This window comes from Enterobacteriaceae bacterium ESL0689 (assembly GCA_029433525.1).
Classification (GTDB): domain Bacteria; phylum Pseudomonadota; class Gammaproteobacteria; order Enterobacterales; family Enterobacteriaceae; genus JAQTIF01.
The window spans coordinates 862,494-883,376 of sequence record JAQTIF010000001.1; the positions used below are offsets into that span (position 1 = coordinate 862,494).

General features: G+C 51.9%; 16 protein-coding genes. 7 read left to right on the top strand and 9 right to left on the bottom strand.

What is annotated here, in order from left to right; genetic code table 11:
• Nucleotides 1–112: 112 nt before the first annotated feature.
• Nucleotides 113–1,066 carry a transaldolase gene (gene tal / locus PT300_04315; protein MDF7679876.1) on the top strand — a complete coding sequence of 318 codons (954 nt, stop codon included), beginning with the start codon at nucleotides 113–115 and terminating at the stop codon, nucleotides 1,064–1,066.
• Between the two features lie 84 nt (nucleotides 1,067–1,150).
• On the opposite strand, the gene djlA is transcribed toward tal, so the two are convergent.
• Nucleotides 1,151–1,972 (bottom strand): co-chaperone DjlA, encoded by an 822-nt coding sequence (djlA, locus tag PT300_04320; protein ID MDF7679877.1) that lies wholly within the window; start codon nucleotides 1,970–1,972, stop codon nucleotides 1,151–1,153.
• A 244-nt stretch (nucleotides 1,973–2,216) separates the two neighbouring features.
• Between djlA and lptD the strand changes: the two genes are divergently transcribed.
• The 6 genes from lptD to apaH are packed head-to-tail and all read left to right on the top strand — an operon-like array spanning nucleotide 2,217 to nucleotide 8,951.
• Nucleotides 2,217–4,556 carry an LPS assembly protein LptD gene (gene lptD / locus PT300_04325; protein ID MDF7679878.1) on the top strand — a complete coding sequence of 780 codons (2,340 nt, stop codon included), beginning with the start codon at nucleotides 2,217–2,219 and terminating at the stop codon, nucleotides 4,554–4,556.
• 54 nt (nucleotides 4,557–4,610) lie between these two features.
• Entirely contained in the window at nucleotides 4,611–5,900 is a 1,290-nt protein-coding gene (gene surA / locus PT300_04330; GenBank protein ID MDF7679879.1) for a peptidylprolyl isomerase SurA, read from the top strand.
• 17 nt (nucleotides 5,901–5,917) lie between these two features.
• The gene (gene pdxA / locus PT300_04335) at nucleotides 5,918–6,898 is read left to right on the top strand and encodes a 4-hydroxythreonine-4-phosphate dehydrogenase PdxA (GenBank protein MDF7679880.1); all 981 of its coding nucleotides are present in this window, start codon (nucleotides 5,918–5,920) and stop codon (nucleotides 6,896–6,898) included.
• Complete coding sequence (rsmA, locus tag PT300_04340) at nucleotides 6,895–7,722, top strand: 16S rRNA (adenine(1518)-N(6)/adenine(1519)-N(6))-dimethyltransferase RsmA (protein MDF7679881.1); 828 nt, start codon at nucleotides 6,895–6,897, stop codon at nucleotides 7,720–7,722. The genes pdxA and rsmA overlap by 4 nt, the downstream gene beginning before the upstream one ends.
• On the top strand, nucleotides 7,719–8,096 hold the full coding sequence (gene apaG, locus PT300_04345; protein ID MDF7679882.1) for a Co2+/Mg2+ efflux protein ApaG: 378 nt from the start codon (nucleotides 7,719–7,721) through the stop codon (nucleotides 8,094–8,096). Before rsmA ends, apaG begins: the two co-directional genes overlap by 4 nt.
• A 6-nt stretch (nucleotides 8,097–8,102) precedes the next feature.
• Complete coding sequence (apaH, locus tag PT300_04350) at nucleotides 8,103–8,951, top strand: bis(5'-nucleosyl)-tetraphosphatase (symmetrical) ApaH (GenBank protein ID MDF7679883.1); 849 nt, start codon at nucleotides 8,103–8,105, stop codon at nucleotides 8,949–8,951.
• Between the two features lie 120 nt (nucleotides 8,952–9,071).
• Here the strand turns inward: apaH and folA are convergent, their stop codons facing one another.
• The 8 genes from folA to ileS form a co-directional block, all read right to left on the bottom strand.
• On the bottom strand, nucleotides 9,072–9,551 hold the full coding sequence (folA, locus tag PT300_04355; GenBank protein ID MDF7679884.1) for a type 3 dihydrofolate reductase: 480 nt from the start codon (nucleotides 9,549–9,551) through the stop codon (nucleotides 9,072–9,074).
• Between the two features lie 170 nt (nucleotides 9,552–9,721).
• On the bottom strand, nucleotides 9,722–12,946 hold the full coding sequence (gene carB, locus PT300_04360; GenBank protein ID MDF7679885.1) for a carbamoyl-phosphate synthase large subunit: 3,225 nt from the start codon (nucleotides 12,944–12,946) through the stop codon (nucleotides 9,722–9,724).
• A gap of 18 nt (nucleotides 12,947–12,964) precedes the next feature.
• Nucleotides 12,965–14,113: a glutamine-hydrolyzing carbamoyl-phosphate synthase small subunit gene (carA, locus tag PT300_04365; GenBank protein ID MDF7679886.1), complete on the bottom strand. Its 1,149-nt coding sequence runs from the start codon at nucleotides 14,111–14,113 to the stop codon at nucleotides 12,965–12,967.
• A 422-nt stretch (nucleotides 14,114–14,535) separates the two neighbouring features.
• A complete protein-coding gene (dapB, locus tag PT300_04370) occupies nucleotides 14,536–15,357 on the bottom strand; it encodes a 4-hydroxy-tetrahydrodipicolinate reductase (protein MDF7679887.1) in 822 nt (273 codons plus the stop codon).
• Between the two features lie 111 nt (nucleotides 15,358–15,468).
• On the bottom strand, nucleotides 15,469–16,383 hold the full coding sequence (rihC, locus tag PT300_04375) for a ribonucleoside hydrolase RihC (GenBank protein ID MDF7679888.1): 915 nt from the start codon (nucleotides 16,381–16,383) through the stop codon (nucleotides 15,469–15,471).
• 66 nt (nucleotides 16,384–16,449) lie between these two features.
• Nucleotides 16,450–17,400 carry a 4-hydroxy-3-methylbut-2-enyl diphosphate reductase gene (gene ispH / locus PT300_04380; protein ID MDF7679889.1) on the bottom strand — a complete coding sequence of 317 codons (951 nt, stop codon included), beginning with the start codon at nucleotides 17,398–17,400 and terminating at the stop codon, nucleotides 16,450–16,452.
• A gap of 94 nt (nucleotides 17,401–17,494) precedes the next feature.
• Nucleotides 17,495–18,010: a signal peptidase II gene (gene lspA, locus PT300_04385; protein ID MDF7679890.1), complete on the bottom strand. Its 516-nt coding sequence runs from the start codon at nucleotides 18,008–18,010 to the stop codon at nucleotides 17,495–17,497.
• Complete coding sequence (gene ileS, locus PT300_04390) at nucleotides 18,010–20,859, bottom strand: isoleucine--tRNA ligase (GenBank protein MDF7679891.1); 2,850 nt, start codon at nucleotides 20,857–20,859, stop codon at nucleotides 18,010–18,012. Before ileS ends, lspA begins: the two co-directional genes overlap by 1 nt.
• Nucleotides 20,860–20,883 lie beyond the last annotated feature (24 nt).

Below are 20,883 nucleotides of genomic sequence, written 5' to 3' on the forward strand. Positions count from 1 at the left end.
GACACCATTGCATGCGGATACGGTTGGTGGTTACACCGGATATATAGCGTGTTATCATCGTTCCCGCAAACCGATTACACTTTCCTTAACTGTAGTTTAAGAGAAAATAATGATGACAGATAAATTGACTTCTCTACGCCAGTACACCACCGTCGTAGCGGATACCGGAGATATTACAGCGATGAAGCTGTATCAACCCCAGGATGCAACGACCAACCCCTCTTTGATTCTGGGTGCCGCCCAGATCCCGGAGTACCGTAAACTGATTGATGAGGCGGTGACCTGGGCGCGTGCACAGAGCCATGACCGCGCACAGCAGATCACCGATGCATCTGATAAGCTGGCGGTGAATATCGGCCTCGAAATCCTCAAGCTGATCCCCGGACGTGTTTCAACCGAAGTGGACGCGCGCCTTTCCTATGATACCCAGGCTTCTATTGCGAAAGCGAAACGTCTCATCAAACTGTACAACGATGCGGGTATCAGTAATGATCGCATCCTGATTAAGCTGGCTTCTACCTGGCAGGGCATTCGTGCGGCGGAACAGCTGGAGAAAGAAGGCATCAACTGTAATCTGACCTTGTTGTTTTCCTTTGCTCAGGCACGTGCCTGCGCCGAAGCGGGGGTATATCTTATCTCGCCGTTTGTCGGGCGTATTCTCGACTGGTATAAAACCAACAGCGATAAAAAAGCGTTTACTGCCGCTAATGATCCCGGCGTGATCTCGGTCAGTGAAATTTATCAGTATTACAAACAGCATGGTTATCAAACCGTGGTGATGGGGGCCAGCTTCCGTAACGTGGGTGAAATTCTTGAGCTGGCGGGTTGTGATCGGCTGACTATTGCTCCACCGCTTCTGAAAGAGCTGGCTGAAAGCACAGGTACGGTGGAACGTAAACTGGCTTATCAGGGTGAAATCAAAGCACATCCGCCACGGATGACGGAAGCTCAGTTCCTGTGGCAACACAATCAGGATCCGATGGCGGTAGACAAACTGGCAGAAGGTATCCGTAAATTTGCTGTTGATCAGCAAAAACTGGAAAAAATGATTACTGACCTGCTGTGATCGCTCGCGATGGCTGGCTGCTGCCAGCCTTATTTCACGCATCTGTGATGCCGTAAGGGGGCTCGCGTAGCGCTATGCTCTCACTTAGAATCCACGCTGTGCTTTAATCAGCTCCCAGGCGCTCTGAATTTCCTGCGCTTTCTGTTTCGCCATCTCCATCATTTCAGGCGGTAAACCTTTTGCCACCAGTTTGTCCGGGTGATGTTCACTCATCAGTTTCAGATAGGCGCGTTTCACTGTCGTGGCATTATCGGTTGGTTTGACCCCCAGCACATGGCAGGCATCCTTCAGCGTTGGCCCCTGCGGTGGCTGCTGTCGGCCGCTGTGGCCACCATACTGGTGGAATGTCTGTTGTTGCCAGCCAGTAAACTGGCGACTGCTCTGAACCATATGCAGAAACCGTCCAAAACTGGCATAGGAGATCCCCAGCTCATCAGCAATGATAAACAGCACCTTGCGTTCATTCGGATGCAACTCACCGTCAGCAAAAGCAGCCTGTAACTGAATTTCCAGAAACATGCGAATCAAATCGTTACGGCCAAAGCAAACCTTACGCAGTAGTCGCATTTTTTCCCGCAAAGGATAATCCTCGGCTTTGCCAGCGCTAAACGCCTGCTGCGCCGCGATACGTGACTCACCATGCAGATTCATGCGATCCATCAGCGTACTGGCGACATGAATATCGGTTTCGGTCACCCGACCTTTCGATTTCGTCAGGTGTCCCATGATCTCAAATGTCGTTGTGAAGAATAACGTTTGTCGTGTTTGCTGATTAGCAAACACATGCCGCTGGCCATAAGCTCGATCCAGAAGATGGCCAACACAAAGTCCTGCTATAATTCCCCAGAAACCCATTCCTGCCATGATCGCCAGCACCACGCCCGTTAATTTTCCCCAATACTGCATAAACTCCCCGGTTTTTCTATAAGCCGCTACGATAATATCTCATTGTTGGTTATAAAGCGCTGACACTTCCGTCAATTGTGGGACATAGCCTGTAATTTGCTTTATGATATTCACACTCCATACCGTGCCTGATGCCCGGGAGATAAACGGCGAAGATGAACACTCGCGTGATAAAGAGTAGTAGGTCTGGCTCTGACCATGTACCCGCCGCTGCCACATGATGACGGAACCATTAATATACCGTATGAAAAAACGTATCTTTAGTCTTCTCGCTACATTGATCGCCAGCGCCTTGTATCATCAGCAGGTTTTCGCCGCCGATCTTGCTACCCAGTGTCTGTCTGCTGTTCCCAAATACCATCGTCCTCTGGTTAACGGTAAAACTAACGCACTGCCGGTCACTATCAATGCGGATCAGGCAACAGGCCAGTATCCTGATAACGCTATTTTTACAGGAACCGTTGATATTCTTCAGGGGAATAGCCGTCTGCAGGCAGATGAAGTGCAGCTACATCAACAAACTGCTGCAGGCCAGAGCACGCCGGTACGTACCGTCGATGCGCTCGGTAACGTGCATTATGACGATAATCAGGTCATTCTGAAAGGTCAGAAAGGCTGGGCAAATCTCAATACCAAAGATACTAACGTCTGGGACGGTAGTTATCAAATGGTAGGACGTCAGGGACGTGGCACGGCTGATCTCATGAAACAACGCGATGAGAGTCGCTATACTATCCTCGAAAATGGCACATTTACTTCCTGCTTACCGGGTTCTGACACCTGGAGCATCGTCGGCAGTGAAGTCATCCATGATCGGCAAGAACAGGTTGCCGAGATCTGGAACGCACGCTTTAAGATCGGGTCAGTGCCGGTTTTTTACAGCCCTTACCTGCAACTGCCGATCGGTGATAAACGTCGTTCCGGTTTCCTGATCCCTAATGCGAAATACAGCACCAGCAATGGATTAGAATTTTCCATTCCTTACTACTGGAATATCGCGCCAGATTTCGACGCCACGCTGACGCCCCATTACATGGGAAAACGTGGCAACGTGATGTGGGAGAATGAGTTCCGCTATCTGACACAGGCGGGTAGCGGCTTGTTTGCGCTGGATTATCTGCCAACAGATCATACTTACGCCAAAGACAATCCGACTGAAGGCAACAGCCGCCGCTGGCTGTTTTACTGGAATCATTACGGTGTTATCGATCAGGTATGGCGTCTGAATGTCGACTATACCAAAGTCAGTGATACCGACTACTTTAATGATTTCAGTTCGAAGTATGGTTCCAGTACCGATGGTTACGCAACGCAGAAATTCAGTGCTGGTTACGCCGATCAGAACTTTGATGTCACGGCGTCAACCAAACAATTTCAGGTTTTCAACCGTCATTCAGGAAGCTCATATGCGGCGCAACCGCAACTGGATGCCAGTTACTTCTACAACGATATGGGCCCGTTTGATAGCCATATCTATAGCCAGGTGGTCCACTTTGTTAACACCAACAATAAATGGCCATCAGCAACCCGTCTGCATATTGAGCCGACGATCAATCTGCCGCTGTCTAATGACTGGGGTAGTATCAATACCGAAGCGAAACTCCTGACAACGCATTACCAGCAGAGCAACTATGATGACTATAACGCGATGATGAACACGCAGTACAAGTCCTCCGTGAATCGCGTTATGCCGCAGTTCAAAGCCGATGGCAAAATGATTTTCGAGCGTGATATGCAGGCGGGATATACCCAAACCCTGGAACCGCGCATGCAATATCGGTATGTCCCATTCCGCGATCAACGCTATATCGCTGTCTATGACTCGACACTTTTACAATCGGACTACAGCGGTCTGTTCCGTGATCGTTCCTACAGTGGTCTGGATCGCATCGCTTCGGCTAATCAGTTAACAACCGGCGTAACGTCCCGTATTTATGATGACACCGCAATGGAACGTTTCAATATTTCTGTCGGTCAAATCTACTATTTTACTTCCTCTCGCACCGGTGATGATCATATTCACTGGGAGAAGGATGAAACGACAGGATCGATGGTATGGGCAGGGGATACTTACTGGCGCATCGCCGATAACTGGGGATTACGTGGTGGTATTCAGTATGATACCCGTCTTGATAATATCGCCACCGGTAACGGTATCATTGAATACCGCCAGAATGAAGATCGCATGGTGCAGTTAAACTATCGTTACGCTAGTCCGGAATATATTCAGGCCATGCTGCCCGCTTATGCAGCATCTCCGCAATATAAAGAGGGGATTTCCCAGGCAGGTATGGTGGCCAGTTGGCCGATAGTCGATCGCTGGTCTGTCGTCGGCGCCTATTACTACGATACCCATAGCAGAAAACCGGCCGATCAAATGCTCGGTGTACAATACAACTCCTGCTGCTATGCGATTCGCATTGGCTATGAGCGGAAAATCACGGGCTGGAATAACAACAATACAAGCAAATATGATGACGCCATCGGTATCAATATCGAGCTACGCGGCTTGAGTTCCAGTTATGGTCTTGGCACCAGAAAGATGTTGCGTTCAAATATATTACCGTACCAGAGATCGCTGTAAAACAGCTACTTGATGACATAATCCGCTATGGCGGTTAATTGAAATGGAAAGAGTATGAAGAACTGGAAAACGCTGCTTCTCGGTATCGCCATGATCGCGAATACCAGTTTCGCCGCCCCGCAGGTTGTCGATAAAATCGCCGCCGTTGTCAATAATGGTGTGGTGCTGGAGAGTGATGTCGATAGCTTAATGAAGACCGTTAAGCGCAATGCTGGTCATAACCAGCAACCGCTTCCTGACGATGCCACGCTGCGCCATCAAATTCTTGAAAAACTGATTATGGATCAGATTATTTTACAGATGGGACAGAAAATGGGGCTGAAAGTCTCTGACGAGCAGGTGACCCAGGCGATAAACGATATTGCCAGACAGAATAATATCAGCATCGATCAGATGCGTAGTCGTCTGGCCGCCGATGGAATTAACGACAATACCTATCGCAACCAGATCCGCCATGAAATGCTGATTTCCGAAGTGCGTAATAATGAAGTACGCCGTCGCATCACGATACTCCCCCAGGAAGTGGACGCGCTGGCGAAGCAAATCGCCAGCCAGAATGACGCCAGCACCGAGCTGAATCTCAGCCATATTCTGATCCCGCTGCCGGAAAATCCGACCTCCGATCAGGTCGCTGTGGCTCAGCAACAGGCGCAGGAAGTGACTGAGCAGGCACGTCATGGTGCGGATTTCGCGAAACTGGCGATCGCCTACTCCGCCGATCCCCAGGCGCTGAAAGGCGGTCAGATGGGCTGGGGACGCATCCAGGAGCTACCTGGACTGTTTGCCCAGGCGCTGAGCAGCGCGAAGAAAGGCGATATTATCGGCCCGATCCGTTCGGGTGTCGGCTTTCATATCCTGAAAGTTAACGATATACGGGGGGAAAGCCAGAATATTTCCGTGACTGAGGTTCACGCCCGCCATATCCTGATTAAAACCTCGCCGATTATGAGTGATGCCCAGGCACAGGCAAAACTTGAGCAAATTGCCGCCGATATTAAGAGCGGAAAAACCACGTTTGCCAAAGCAGCCAAAGCGTATTCCGAAGACCCCGGCTCAGCCAACCAGGGCGGCGATTTAGGCTGGGTGCCTCCTGATATCTTCGATCCGGCATTCCGTGAAGCATTAATGCATCTTAGCAAAGGCCAGATCAGCGTACCGGTACACTCATCATTTGGCTGGCATCTGATTGAATTACTGGATAGTCGCCAGGTTGATAAAACTGACGTCGCGCAGAAAGATCGCGCCTGGCGGATGCTGATGAATCGAAAACTCTCTGAAGAGTCGGCTATCTGGATGCAGGAACAGCGGGCTAGTGCTTATGTCAAAATACTGAGTCCTGCATGACAGGTCAGAGGGTGTGTATGAATCGTGTGGTGATCACCGCAGGCGAACCCGCAGGTATTGGCCCTGAGCTGGTCGCTCAGCTGGCGCAATATGACTGGCCTGTCGAGCTGGTGGTTTGCGCAGATGGCGCGCTGCTATCGGCGCGGGCTCAACAACTGGGGCTTCCCTTAACGTTGCGCCGCTATGATCCCTCACAGCCCGCTAGCGCACAGCGGGCCGGAACGCTTACCCTGCTGCCGATAGCACTGAATACGCCCGCTCAGGCAGGCGTACTAGATCCCCGTAATGGCCGCTATGTGACAGAAACACTGGCACGCGCCTGTGATGGTTGCCTGCAAGGTGAGTTTGCGGCGCTGGTTACCGGACCCGTGCATAAAGGCAACATTAATGACGCGGGGATCCCTTTCACCGGCCATACCGAGTTCCTCGCGCAACGCGCCCATGTCAGCAAAGTGGTGATGATGCTGGCAACAGAAGAGCTGCGTGTTTCCCTGGCGACCACTCATCTGCCATTAAAAGCGGTCAGTGATGCTATTACGCCTGATTTGCTGCGTCAGGTGATCACCATTCTGGATCACGATCTGCGGCATAAATTCGGTATCAGTCGCCCCCATATCCTGGTCTGTGGCCTTAATCCGCACGCCGGGGAAGGGGGACATATCGGCACGGAAGAGAGAGATATCATCATTCCATTGCTGGAGACACTGCGCGTAGAGGGCATGCATCTGAGTGGCCCGCTCGCCGCGGATACCTTATTTCAGGCCAAATATCTCGATCAGGCTGATGCGGTGCTGGCGATGTATCACGATCAGGGGCTTCCGGTGCTAAAATCTCAGGGATTTGGTCGCAGCGTAAATATTACGCTCGGCTTACCCTTTATTCGCACTTCCGTTGATCACGGCACCGCACTTGAGCTGGCGGGGCAGGGAACGGCAAATGTCGGTAGTTTTATCACGGCGCTTAATCTCGCCATCAAAATGATGGTCAATAGGTCATGAGTAATCGAGTTCATCAGGGGCACTTTGCCCGTAAACGCTTTGGGCAGAACTTTCTTAACGATCCGTGGGTGATCGAAAATATTGTCGCCGCCATTCATCCGCAGAAAGGGCAGGCGATGGTCGAAATTGGCCCTGGACTGGCGGCATTAACCGAGCCAGTGGCCGAATTTCTGGATGCGCTCACCGTGATCGAACTGGATCGCGATCTGGCCGCTCGCCTGCAAACGCACCCGTTTTTAGGGCCTAAGCTGACGATTTATCAGCAAGATGCCATGACCATGAATTTCGCTGAATTGGCACAGCGTCAGGGACAGCCGCTGCGTGTATTCGGTAACCTTCCCTATAATATTTCAACGCCGCTGATGTTCCATCTGTTCAGTTACGCGGATGCGATTGCCGATATGCACTTTATGTTGCAAAAAGAGGTGGTTAATCGGCTGGTGGCAGGTCCCGGTAGCAAAGCCTATGGCCGGTTGAGCGTGATGGCGCAATATTACTGCCAGATTATTCCGGTGCTGGAGGTTCCTCCCTCCGCTTTTACGCCACCCCCCAAAGTTGATTCGGCTGTGGTGCGTCTTGTGCCCTGGCGCACTTTACCGCACCCGGTCAAATCAGTTCGCCTGCTGAGCAGAATTACCACTGAGGCGTTTAATCAACGGCGTAAAACGATTCGTAATAGTCTGGGCAACCTGTTTAGTCCCGATGTGCTTAATACACTGGCTATCGATCCCGCACTGCGGGCAGAAAATATTTCTGTGGCACAGTATTGTCAGTTAGCGAACTGGCTCGCTGATCATCCACCAGGCGAGGAGACGTCACCATGAATCGTCCACGGCGGGTTTGTATACAGGTACAAAGTATCTATCTTGAATCACAATCTTCTCCGCAACAAGAGCGTTACGTCTTTGCCTATACCATTACCATCCGCAATCTGGAGCGTATTCCGATCCAGCTGATAGGGCGCTACTGGCTGATCACGAACAGTCATGGTCATAAGATCGAGGTTCAGGGGGAAGGGGTGGTCGGTGAACAACCCTGTATTCCCGCCGGGGGAGAGTTTCAATATACCAGTGGCGCCATTATTAAAACACCGCTTGGCACGATGGAGGGACGCTATGAAATGATCGATATCAACGGCGTTTCATTCGCCATCGATATTCCTGTTTTTCGTCTCGCCGTTCCTACACTGATTCATTAATATATTATGTCGACATATCTTATTGGTGACGTCCACGGTTGTTACGATGAATTAATGGCCTTATTAGACCAGGTGGCATTTACACCGGGTGTCGATACTTTATGGCTGACCGGGGATTTAGTCGCCCGTGGCCCGGACTCACTGGCAGTTTTACGCTACGTTAAATCACTGGGCGAGAACGTGCGCCCTGTGCTCGGCAATCACGATCTGCACCTGCTGGCCATTTATGCCGGGATCAGTCGGGCGAAACCGAAAGACAATCTGCAGGCCCTGCTGGCAGCCCCTGATGTGGATGAACTGCTTAACTGGCTACGTCGCCAGCCACTGATGCAGATAGATGAAGAAAACAAACTGGTTATGGCGCACGCGGGCATCACCCCGCAATGGGATATCGCTACCGCAAAGCAGTGTGCCCGTGATATGACCGCCATGCTGACCAGCGACGCTTACCCGTTATTCCTTGACGCCATGTATGGCGATATGCCCGATAACTGGAGCCCTGAACTGACGGGGCTGGCGCGCCTGCGTTTTATCTCAAACGCCTTTACCCGTATGCGTTACTGTTTCCCCAATGGGCAATTAGACATGTATGCCAAAGAGGCACCGGAACAGGCACCAGCACCCTTAAAGCCGTGGTTTAATCTTCCTGGGCCGGTGGCGCTGGAATACAGCATTGCGTTTGGCCACTGGGCTTCCCTGGAGGGGCGGGGAACACCCGATGGTATTTATGCCCTTGATACCGGCTGCTGCTGGGGCGGAGATCTGACCTGCCTGCGCTGGGAAGATAAACGTTATTTCACGCAACCGGCGATGCGCCGGAAGCATTCGGCTGATACGGCAACGGTCAGCGAGTAAGCGTTGCCTGGCGTGATTAACATCGCCAGCGAGAGTGAATATCAGCGACAGGGGGAAACTCATCAGCTACCGGCCAGCGGAACGCTTCAGGCAGACCCGGTATCCTGACAGCGCAGGCGGTCAGCGCCGTTGCAGGATTTCGAAGCAGTAGCTATGAGAGTTATGCGCATCAGCATCGTGAAACTCGCTAAATACTGACTCCCAGCAATCGGGATTGTAGTCCGGGAAATGGGTATCGCCTTCCACTTCCGCATCAATATGGGTGAGATAGAGCTTATCGGCATTCGGCAGGAACTGCTCATAAATCTGACCACCGCCAATGATCATGATCTCTTCTGCGTTATCACAGGCGGCAATCGCCTCAGCCACCGATGTCACCCACTGGACACGATCATCCGTACCGGGCTGACGGCTAATCACAATATTTTTTCGTCCTGGTAATGGACGGCCGATAGACTCCCACGTCAGACGCCCCATCACCACCGGTTTGTTCGCGGTATGGCGTTTAAACCAGGCAAGATCAGCGGCCAGATGCCAGGGCATGGTATTTTCCATACCAATGACGCGATCTACGGCTAACGCTGCAATCAGACTAATCATAAAAATTTCCCCACTGCCAAAAATTGCCGCCACTATACGGAAAGCACAATACTTCGTCGACCAGATGGAGCGTAAAGAATAATAAAATTTGCCGATCTACCATCCTGGTCATGCAACCGCTGTTGGTGAGGAAATCCCCGCAGACCTTGCGGTCAGCGGGGCACGAAAATTTATCTGCCGATTTTCGCATGCATTTCCTGAACGGATATGACTTCCTTAGTGGTATTCGCGCTCAGTGCCATGACGGTGGCAAAACCTCCATTCAGCGTAGTGTCGTAATGCACTTTATAGTGTAGCGCACTGCGGCGGATCAGCTTTGAGTCCTCGATCGCCTGGCGGCCTGCGGTGGTATTGATGATATAGCTATATTCGCCATTCTTGATCCGATCCTGAATATGCGGGCGTCCTTCATGCACTTTATTGACCAGACGCGGATTGATCCCCGCTTCACCAAGAATGATTGCCGTGCCGTGGGTCGCGTCCAGTTGAAAGCCACACTTCAGTAGTTTAGCGGCCAGATCGACAACTCGCTGCTTATCTTCCTGCCGTACCGAGAGCAGTGCTCTGCCCGATTTTTTCATCAGTGAGCCGCTACCCCGTTGCGCTTTCGCAAAAGCCTCGGCAAAAATCGACCCGACGCCCATCACCTCGCCCGTAGAACGCATCTCTGGCCCCAGCAAAGGATCAACACCGGGGAATTTACTAAACGGTAGCACCACCTCCTTGACCGCATAGTAGGGCGGGATCACCTCTTCGGTCACGCCCTGTTGTTGCAGTGACTGGCCGATCATCACCCGCGCGGCAACTTTCGCCAGCGGTATGCCAGTGGCTTTTGAGACAAATGGCACCGTCCGCGCGGCACGTGGGTTAACTTCAATCAGATAAACTTCGTTATTTTTTACCGCGAACTGGACGTTCATCAGACCACGTACTTGCAGTTCGATAGCCAGTTTTCGTACCTGGTCACGCAGGGTATTCTGAATTTCTCCGCTCAGGGTATAGGCGGGCAAAGAACATGCGGAATCACCGGAATGTACCCCCGCTTGTTCGATATGCTCCATAATGCCGCCAATCAGCACGTTTTCACCATCACAGATAGCGTCAACGTCGACTTCTATCGCATCGTCAAGAAAGTGATCGAGTAACACCGGTGCATCGCTGGAGACACTGACCGCACTGCCGAAGTAGCGGCACAGATCGGCTTCATCATAGACGATCTCCATCGCCCGACCACCCAATACATACGAAGGTCGCACGACCAGCGGATAGCCGATCTCTTTTGCCTTCTCCACCGCCATTTCGAGGGTGGTCACTGTCGCATTGGCCGGTTGTTTCAGTTGCAGGCGCTCAACCGCATGCTGGAAACGCTCGCGATCTTCGGCCCGGTCAATCGCATCCGGACGGGTGCCAATAATCGGCACACCTGCCGCTTCCAGGGCGCGTGCCAGTTTCAGCGGTGTCTGCCCCCCATACTGGACAATCACCCCTTGTGGCTGCTCAAGTCGTACAATTTCCAGCACATCCTCCAGCGTCACCGGCTCGAAATAGAGACGATCAGAGATATCGTAATCGGTGGAGACGGTTTCCGGGTTACAGTTAACCATAATAGTTTCATAACCCGCCTCACGCAGCGCCAGTGAAGCATGGACACAACAGTAATCAAACTCGATTCCCTGACCGATACGGTTCGGGCCGCCCCCCAGTATCATTATTTTATTGCGGTCAACGGAGGGGTTCGCTTCGCACTCCTCTTCATAAGTGGAGTACAGGTAAGCGGTATCTGTCGCAAATTCCGCCGCACAGGTATCAACGCGCTTATAAACCGGATGCAGATGGTAGTGATCACGCAACGCGCGAATTTCATCTTCTGCCACGCCGAGCAGTTTTGCCAGCCGCGCATCGGCAAACCCTTTGCGTTTTAGCTGGCGCAGGAAATCGGCTGTCAGGCCGCTGATACCCTGTCCGGCAACACGCTCTTCGAGGCGTACCAGCTCTTCAATTTGTACCAGGAACCAGCGATCAATATGGGTTAGGTTATAGACACCATCGACGGACAGACCGGCACGGAAAGCATCGGCGATATACCAGATACGCTCAGCGCCAGCGTCTTTCAGCTCACGACGAATGAGGGTCAGCCCCTGTGGATCGTCGGGACTGACTTTCGGATCAAAACCGCTGGCTCCGACTTCCAGCGCCCGCAATGCTTTTTGTAGCGATTCCTGCTGGGTGCGCCCGATCGCCATCACCTCACCGACGGATTTCATCTGCGTCGTCAGGCGGTCATTGGCACCGGCAAATTTTTCAAAGTTAAAACGGGGAATTTTGGTGACGACATAATCAATGGCGGGCTCAAAGGAGGCCGGGGTACGCCCGCCGGTTATTTCGTTCATCAGCTCATCGAGGGTATAACCGACTGCCAGTTTTGCCGCCACCCTGGCAATCGGAAAGCCGGTCGCTTTCGATGCCAGTGCCGAAGAGCGCGACACCCGGGGGTTCATTTCGATAACGATCAGGCGACCCGTTTTCGGATCGACCGCAAACTGGACGTTCGAACCGCCAGTTTCGACACCAATTTCACGCAAAACCGCCATCGAGGCGTTACGCATTATCTGGTACTCTTTATCCGTCAGGGTTTGCGCTGGCGCGACGGTTATCGAATCACCGGTGTGAATGCCCATGGGATCGATGTTTTCAATGGCACACACAATAATGCAGTTGTCATGCTTATCACGCACGACTTCCATTTCATACTCTTTCCAGCCAATCAATGACTCATCAATCAGCAGTTCATTGGTTGGCGACAGTTCGAGGCCGCGCGTACAAATATCGACGAACTCCTCCCGGTTATAGGCAATCCCGCCGCCGGTTCCTCCCATCGTAAAAGAGGGGCGAATAATGCATGGATAGCCAACCTCGGCGACAACAGCCAGCGCCTCCCGCAGCGAATGCGCAATCCCGGAACGGGCGCTATTGAGGCCAATTTTGTTCATCGCCTCGGCAAAACGACGGCGATCTTCCGCTTTATCAATGGCGTCAGCGGTGGCACCAATCATGGTGACCGAAAATTCGGCCAGTACGCCCTGGCGCTCCAGTTCCAGCGCACAGTTGAGTGCTGTCTGTCCTCCCATCGTTGGTAAAATAGCATCCGGGCGCTCCTTTTCGATGATTTTACCTACGACTTCCCAGTCAATCGGCTCAATATAGGTCGCATCCGCCATCTCCGGGTCAGTCATAATGGTGGCAGGATTGGAATTGACCAGAATGACGCGATACCCCTCCTCGCGCAGCGCTTTACAGGCTTGAGCGCCTGAATAATCAAACTCACAAGCCTGGCCGATAACGATCGGCCCGGCACCGAGGATCAGGATGCTGTTTATATCTGTACGTTTTGGCATGATAGTCCCGACTCCTGGTTATTTAGCGGTATGGCGATATTGCCGGATAAGGTCAATAAAGTGATCGAACAACGGGGCGGCATCATGAGGACCCGCGCTGGCTTCAGGATGTCCCTGAAAACCAAAGGCGGGTCGATCATGGCGATGGATACCTTGTATGGTATCGTCAAACAGCGATTTATGTGTCACTCGCAGGTTCGCGGGCAGCGAGGATTGATCGACGGTAAAACCATGATTCTGTGCAGTAATCATCACCACGTCGCGATCCAGATCTTTCACCGGATGGTTGCTGCCATGATGGCCCAATTTCATCTTAACGGTGCGGGCACCACTCGCCAGTGCCAGTAACTGATGCCCGAGGCAGATGCCAAACAGCGGGATATCGGTGGTCAGGAAAGCGTGAATGGCATCGATCGCATAATCACACGCTGCCGGATCACCCGGGCCATTTGAGAGGAAGATACCATCGGGGTTCATCGCCAGCACTTGTTGCGCCGGAGTTTGTGCCGGAACCACCGTCAGATGGCAGCCACGATCAACCAGCATCCGCAAAATATTGCGCTTAACACCGAAGTCATACACCACGATATGAAAGGGCAGGGCACTTTCCGCCTGCGCTTCCGGCAACCCGCTGGAAAATTGCCAGCTTCCCTGTGTCCAGGAATAGGGTTGCGTGGTGGAGACCTCTTTTGCCAGATCCATCCCCTGTAGCCCCGGAAAAGCGTTGAGCTTCTCCTTTGCTAATCCAATATCCAGCTTATCGCCTGCCATAATGCAGCCATTCAGCGCCCCTTTTTCACGTAACAAACGCGTGAGTTTACGGGTGTCGATATCGGCAATAGCCACAATATTATGGCGTTTGAGCCAGCTGTCGAGCGCTTCTGTATTGCGGAAATTACTGGCTATCTGTGGCAGGTCGCGGATCACCAGCCCCTTAATAGGTACTTGTGAAGATTCTTCATCGGTGGCGTTAGTGCCGGTATTACCAATATGTGGAGAAGTCAGTGTAACGATTTGTCGGGAGTAGGAGGGGTCGGTGAGAATTTCCAGATAACCGGTCATTGAAGTATTAAAGACCACTTCCCCAACGGCCAGGCCCTCTGCGCCAATTGCCCGACCGTAAAATAGAGTTCCATCTTCCAGAATCAATAGTGCTGGCTGAACCAAGATATCCTCCAAAGAATGTTTAATCTATTTATTTGCATAATAATTCACTTATGTGGCGTGAATCAATGGCAAACTGACTGATCTGCGGATTTCTGGCAAACGGCGGCATTCTGGATATGTCGGGACGGAATGTCAATATGATGTTGTCATTTTTAGTTAATTAGTGCATTTTTATTGCCTGAGTCAGTAAAATGAGCAATAAAATAAAGAGAGTAAACGATTGCATGGCTGGATGATGTGTAAAAATATTTTTTGTTTAAAAATAAAAGATGAAGCCATCAAAAAAGAGATAAAATCAGATAAAATGGATTTATAAGTGAATATTTTAACTGTTTATTTATGAATAAATCATAAAACAGATAAAAATAAAGGGTAATTGTATTTTACCCTTTAAAATCATATAAATATAAAAAATAAAAAAACTAAATAGAATGAAGATTAAGGACATCTTTCATGTCAAAAAGCCCTTTTTTCTTTCCTTTTAGCCATAACGCCGCACGAATGGCGCCATTAGCAAATGTCATCCGGCTGGATGCCTTATGGCTGATCTCAATACGTTCACCAATATCAGCAAACATCGCGGTATGTTCGCCGACGATATCGCCAGCACGCACCGTCGCAAAACCGATAGTACCCGGCACTCGTTCCCCGGTATGACCTTCACGGCAGAATAGTGCACAATCTGACAGATCTTTATTCAGCGCTCCCGCGATCGCCTCGCCCATCGCCAGTGCGGTGCCCGACGGCGCATCCACTTTATGGCGATGGTGTGCCTCGATGATTTCAATATCGGTATTATCACCGATGACTTTTGCGGTCTTTTCCAGCAGCTTCAGCATAACGTTAACACCCACGCTAAAATTTGCCGCGAAAACAATCGCTATCTCCTGGGCCGCCTGCTCAATCGCCTTTTTCCCCGCGTCATCAAACCCGGTGGTGCCGATCACCATCCCTTTTCCTGTGTCACGACAAAATGCAAGATGATGTAACGTCGCCTGCGGGCGGGTAAAATCGATGAGAACATCAAAATCCTCTTTGACTGCGGCCAGGCTGCTCTGTACCGTGATGCTGATCGCACCGATACCCGCCAGCTCACCGGCGTCGCTGCCAGTCAATGAAGAGCCTTCGCGCTCCAGTGCGGCTCCCAGCTGAACGCCTGCTGTCTGTTGTGCGGCAGCGATCAACTGGCGCCCCATCCGTCCTCCCGCGCCAGCAATCGCCACGCGAATTGGTGTGTTATGCATAATTTTTCTCTTTTTAGATCAGGTGTGAATGATTTTTGCGTTATCAGATTATCAATAAACAGCCACGGCAAGATGTCATTCATCAGCCGTGGCTGTAACGGGACGGCTGGCTTACGGCGCCCGGGCGATCACTTCCGCAACCCAGTGCCGGAAACCATCGACATCAATATCCAGCGCCACTTGCGCATTCGCCGCTTGTCCCAGGCGACCTTCGATATCCACCACCGTCGTTCCGGCTGTCCACTTGCCTTCGGTTTCTACGGCGACAAAACAGGGCTGAAGGGTGAAGAGTTGAGGACGCACCAGCCACGCGATCGCACACATATCGTGCATGCGTAAGCCGTGACGCATACTGCCACTGCGGTAATGGCTGAATATCGCGTGCAGCATTTGCCCGGTTTTATTGACCGTGGGTAACTGGCGGAGGTAATCGGCGGTAAGCGTGGCCTGATTGGTAACATCAAGACCACACATCACGATTTCCAGCCCACTCTGAAATACCCTTGCAGCTGCTTCCGGATCAATCGCGATATTAAATTCCGCATTCGGGGTAAAATTGCCTCGTCCGGCGGAACCCCCCATGATCACCAGCCGACGAATGTAATCATGGCATTGCGGGTATTGTATTAATAACAGGGCAATATTGGTCAGTGGGCCAATCGCGACCAGCGTGACAGGCTCCGGGGCCTGACGTAATACATCGTAGATAGCCTGAAAGGCGGGTTGTGGTAATGGCAGATGTCCATGTTCGACAAAATCAAAGCCACCGAGGCCCGATTCACCGTGTACCGACGCCGCATTCCGTAACGTACGTAGCAGTGGCCCTGACGCGCCCTGCGCCACGGGGATGCCGATGTCCCAGAAATGCATTAACTGTAAGGCATTGCGCGTCGTCTTTTCGACGGATACATTGCCTGCCACTGTGGTCAGTAATTGCAGATTGAGCTCCGGGGAAAATAATGCCGCGGCAATCGCTGCTGCATCGTCAATTCCGGGATCAGTGTCAAGAATAATCGGTAAGCGCATAATTCCTTCCTGAAAAAAAATAGCAGACATCCAGTCTGCTATCTTCTCATATCTGCAAGGAAAAAATTATTCGATTTCACGAATATCAAGGCGCAGCTCTTTCGGGACTTCAAAAACGATATTCTCCTCGCGACCTTCCAGTGATACCGCCTCGCTGCCACCCAGCGACTGTAAACGTGCGATCACATCCTGGACCAGAATGTCAGGCGCTGATGCCCCGGCGGTTACACCGACACAGCGTCTGCCGTTCACCCACGCCTCCTGAATATCTGCCGCATCATCAATCAGATAAGCAGCTTTCCCCATCCGCTGTGCCAGTTCAGCCAGACGGTTAGAGTTAGAGGAGTTTTTCGAGCCGACCACCAGCACCACCTCAGCCTGCTCGGCCAGCACCCGTACCGCCTGCTGGCGATTGGTGGTGGCATAACAGATATCATCCTTGCGTGGGCCGACAATATTCGGGAAACGCTGGCACAGCGCGTTGATGATATCCGAGGTATCATCGACAGAGAGTGTTGTTTGCGTCATAAACGACAGCCGGGCGTCATTTTTGACCTCAAGTCGCCAGACATCGTCCGGTGACTCCACCAGGTACATTCCCCCTGCCGGATTATTGTACTGTCCCATTGTGCCTTCGACTTCCGGATGACCAGCGTGACCAATCAGAATCGACTCTTCACCACGGCGACTGGCGCGGGCAACTTCCATATGCACTTTTGTCACCAGCGGGCAGGTGGCGTCAAAGACCGTCAAATCACGGTGTCTCGCTTCATTGCGCACCGCCTGAGAGACACCGTGCGCCGAGAATATCAGTATCGCCCCATCCGGGACTTCGTTAATTTGCTCGATAAAAATCGCCCCACGTTTGCGCAGGCTATCTACCACATAACGATTATGTACCACCTCATGACGAACATAAATTGGCGCGCCATAGAGTGTCAGTGCGTTTTCAACAATGCTGATAGCGCGGTCAACACCTGCGCAAAAACCGCGCGGGTTAGCCAACAGGATCTGCATTTTATTCCTCCGGTGCTGTCTTCAGTGCCAGCACCTTAATAGTAAAAATTCGGGTCACGCTGGATCAGTCTCATCCTTGAGATCACGGGATACGCTATTCCGCAGGCTTCGATGCTGGCGTTTTTTTTCGCTGCCCGGGCAGGAATCCTTCCAGTAGCACCAGGGCTGCACCAAGACAGATCGCACTATCGGCAAGGTTAAATGTGGCGAAATGCCAGTCACCGAGATAGAAATCAATCATATCGACCACAAATCCATGCCATAACCGGTCGAATAAATTGCCCAGTGCACCACCAATAATCAGTGCGTAAGCAATATTATTCAGTTTTTGCGTCGCTTTTGTGCGGTACATCATCACTGACAGCATAATACAGATGCCAATCGCAACCACCGAGAAAAACCAGCGCTGCCAGCCATCACGGTCAGCCAGAAAACTAAAAGCGGCCCCATAGTTACGCGCATAATGCAGATTCAGCGACGGAAACAGCGCTTCGGTCTCCCCTAACATAAAGTGTTCGAGGATCAGAAATTTGCTGCCAAGGTCGATAATCAGTACCACCACCACCAGCCAGAACCAGCGTAGTCCTGTAGAACAGAGAGATTGACTCATCAGGCAAACTTACGTTTTTCGCCGTCACCAGCGACATTACTGACACAGCGGCCACAGATTTCTGCGTGTTCCGCCACCTTGCCGATATCACGGGCATAATGCCAGCAGCGTGGGCACTTTTCCCCTTCGGCTTGCGTTAGCACTATCCGTAACCCTTTTAGCAGTTCACTCTGTCTGGCATCGTCTGGCGCACTGGCAAGATCCGCCACGCTAACCTCCGATGTCAGCAGGACAAAACGCAGCTCATCCCCCAGCGCATTGAGTTTCGCCGCCAGATCGCTATCGGCATACAAGGTGACGGAAGCCGCCAGAGAACTGCCGATCTGCTTGTCGTTACGTGCCTGTTCGATCACTTTATTGACCTCGCCACGTACCTGCAGCAACACATCCCAGAAAGCGTCGTTCATCTTTTCATCCGTCGCCAGGCCAAACAGTCCATCGTACCACTCACCGGTGAAAACATATTTTTCACGCGCCCCTGGCAGGTAGTGCCAGATTTCATCAGCGGTAAAGGAGAGGATCGGCGCTATCCAGCGCACCAGCGCTTCGACAATATGGAACAGGGCTGTCTGGCAGCTACGGCGCGCGACGCTATCCGCTTTCGCGGTGTATTGCCGGTCTTTGATAATATCGAGATAGAACGAGCCCATCTCAACCGAACAGAAACGCATCAGACGCTGCACCACTTCATGGAAGTCGTAAGCCTGATAGGCGCGCAGGATATCCTGCTGCGCGGCTTGTGCGCAACCGACTGCCCAGCGATCCAGCACCACCATCTCTTCAGGACTGACCTGATCTTTTGCCGGATCGAAACCGTTCAGATTCGCCAGCAGAAAGCGTGCTGTATTGCGGATACGACGATAACTGTCTGCCGCCCGTTTGAGAATTTCGTCAGAGACGGCCATTTCGCCGGTATAGTCGGTAGACGCCACCCACAAACGCAGAATATCCGCACCGGACTTATTCATCACCTCCTGCGGGGAAACGGTATTGCCGATAGATTTGGACATCTTGCGTCCCTGTCCATCGACAGTAAAACCGTGCGTCAGTACCTGACGGTAAGGGGCTTTACCTTTCATCGCGACGCTAATCATCAGTGAAGACATAAACCAGCCGCGATGCTGATCCGATCCTTCCAGATACATATCCGCGCTATGGCCGCTCAATTCCGGACGTGCGTCAACCACCGTATAGCTGGTTGATCCGGAGTCAAACCAGACATCCAGCGTATCGGGCACCTTTTCGTAATGATCGGCATCATCACCAAGAATTTCGCGCGCATCAAGATCCCACCATGCCTGAATGCCGCTTTTCTCAACATATTGCGCGACTTTCTCTATCAGCTCCACGGTTTGCGGATGCAGTTCCTGGGTCTCTTTATGCACGAACAGCGCCATTGGCACCCCCCAGGTACGCTGGCGAGAGATGCACCAGTCCGGGCGATTGGTCACCATTGATTCGATCCGTGCTTTGCCCCATGCCGGGATCCAGCCGCTCAGGTTTTCTTTCGCCAGCCCTTGTTGTTCAATACGGTCGATCTCTTTGAGAGACTGACTGCGTAATCCCTTCTTATCCATGCTAATAAACCACTGCGGTGTAGCACGGAAGATGACCGGTGATTTGTGACGCCAGCAGCACGGGTAGCTATGCAGTAATTTTTCAACATGCAATAAGGCACCTTTTTCGCGCAACAAGGCGACAACCACCTCGTTGGCTTTGAAAACATTCATGCCATCCAATGTCGGATAAGTACCGGGTAAATAAGTGCCATCTGGCCCGACCGGATTGGCAATTTCCAGGCCATATTTTTGACCGACGATATAGTCATCCGGGCCGTGGCCGGGGGCGGTATGTACCGCGCCGGTTCCCGCATCAAGGGTGACATGGTCAGCAAGGATCGCGGGAACGTCAAATCCCATAAAGGGATGCGTGAAGCGTAACCCTTCCAGATCAGCGCCTTTTGCGCTGCCGAGCAGCGTATAGTCACTGATGCCCGCGCGTTGCATAACACTTACCACTAAATCCTGCGCAATAATCAGCGCCTGTCCTTCCACCTGTACCAATGCATAGTCAAATTCCGGCGACAGAGCAATCGCCCGGTTAGCGGGGAGTGTCCACGGCGTCGTCGTCCAGATGACCAGCGCAATCGGTCCGCGCATATCACTCACGGCAAATTTCGCGGCAACAGCCGCTTTATCCACCGCCGGGAATGCGACATCGATAGCCGGAGAAGTTTTGTCATAGTATTCAACTTCGGCTTCTGCCAGTGCAGAGCGGCAATCCACGCACCAGTGAACAGGCTTTGCACCTTTATGCAGATGACCATTGGCGATGATTTTACCCAATGCACGAATGATATTGGCTTCGGTATTGAAATCCATCGTCAGATAGGGGTGAGACCAGTCGCCTAATACCCCCAGACGAATAAAATCCTGACGTTGCCCATCCACCTGGCTGGCGGCATATTCACGGCAACGGGCGCGGAACTCTGCGGCAGTCAGCTTTTCACCGGGCTTGCCATACTCCTGCTCCACTTTCAGCTCAATCGGCAGGCCGTGGCAATCCCAGCCAGGAATATAGGGCGAATCATAGCCCGACAAGCCTTTCGACTTAATGATGATATCTTTCAGTATCTTATTAACGGAGTGACCAATATGAATATTGCCATTGGCATAAGGAGGCCCATCATGCAGTATGAAAGTCTTTTTGCCTTTTTTCGCGGTACGGATGCAACCGTACAGGTTATCATCATTCCAGCGCGCTAACATTCCCGGCTCACGTTTAGCGAGATCGCCACGCATCGGGAACCCTGTTTCTGGCAAATTCAGGGTGGATTTATAGTCACTCATCAGATTCTCGGTTCCGTATTTCAA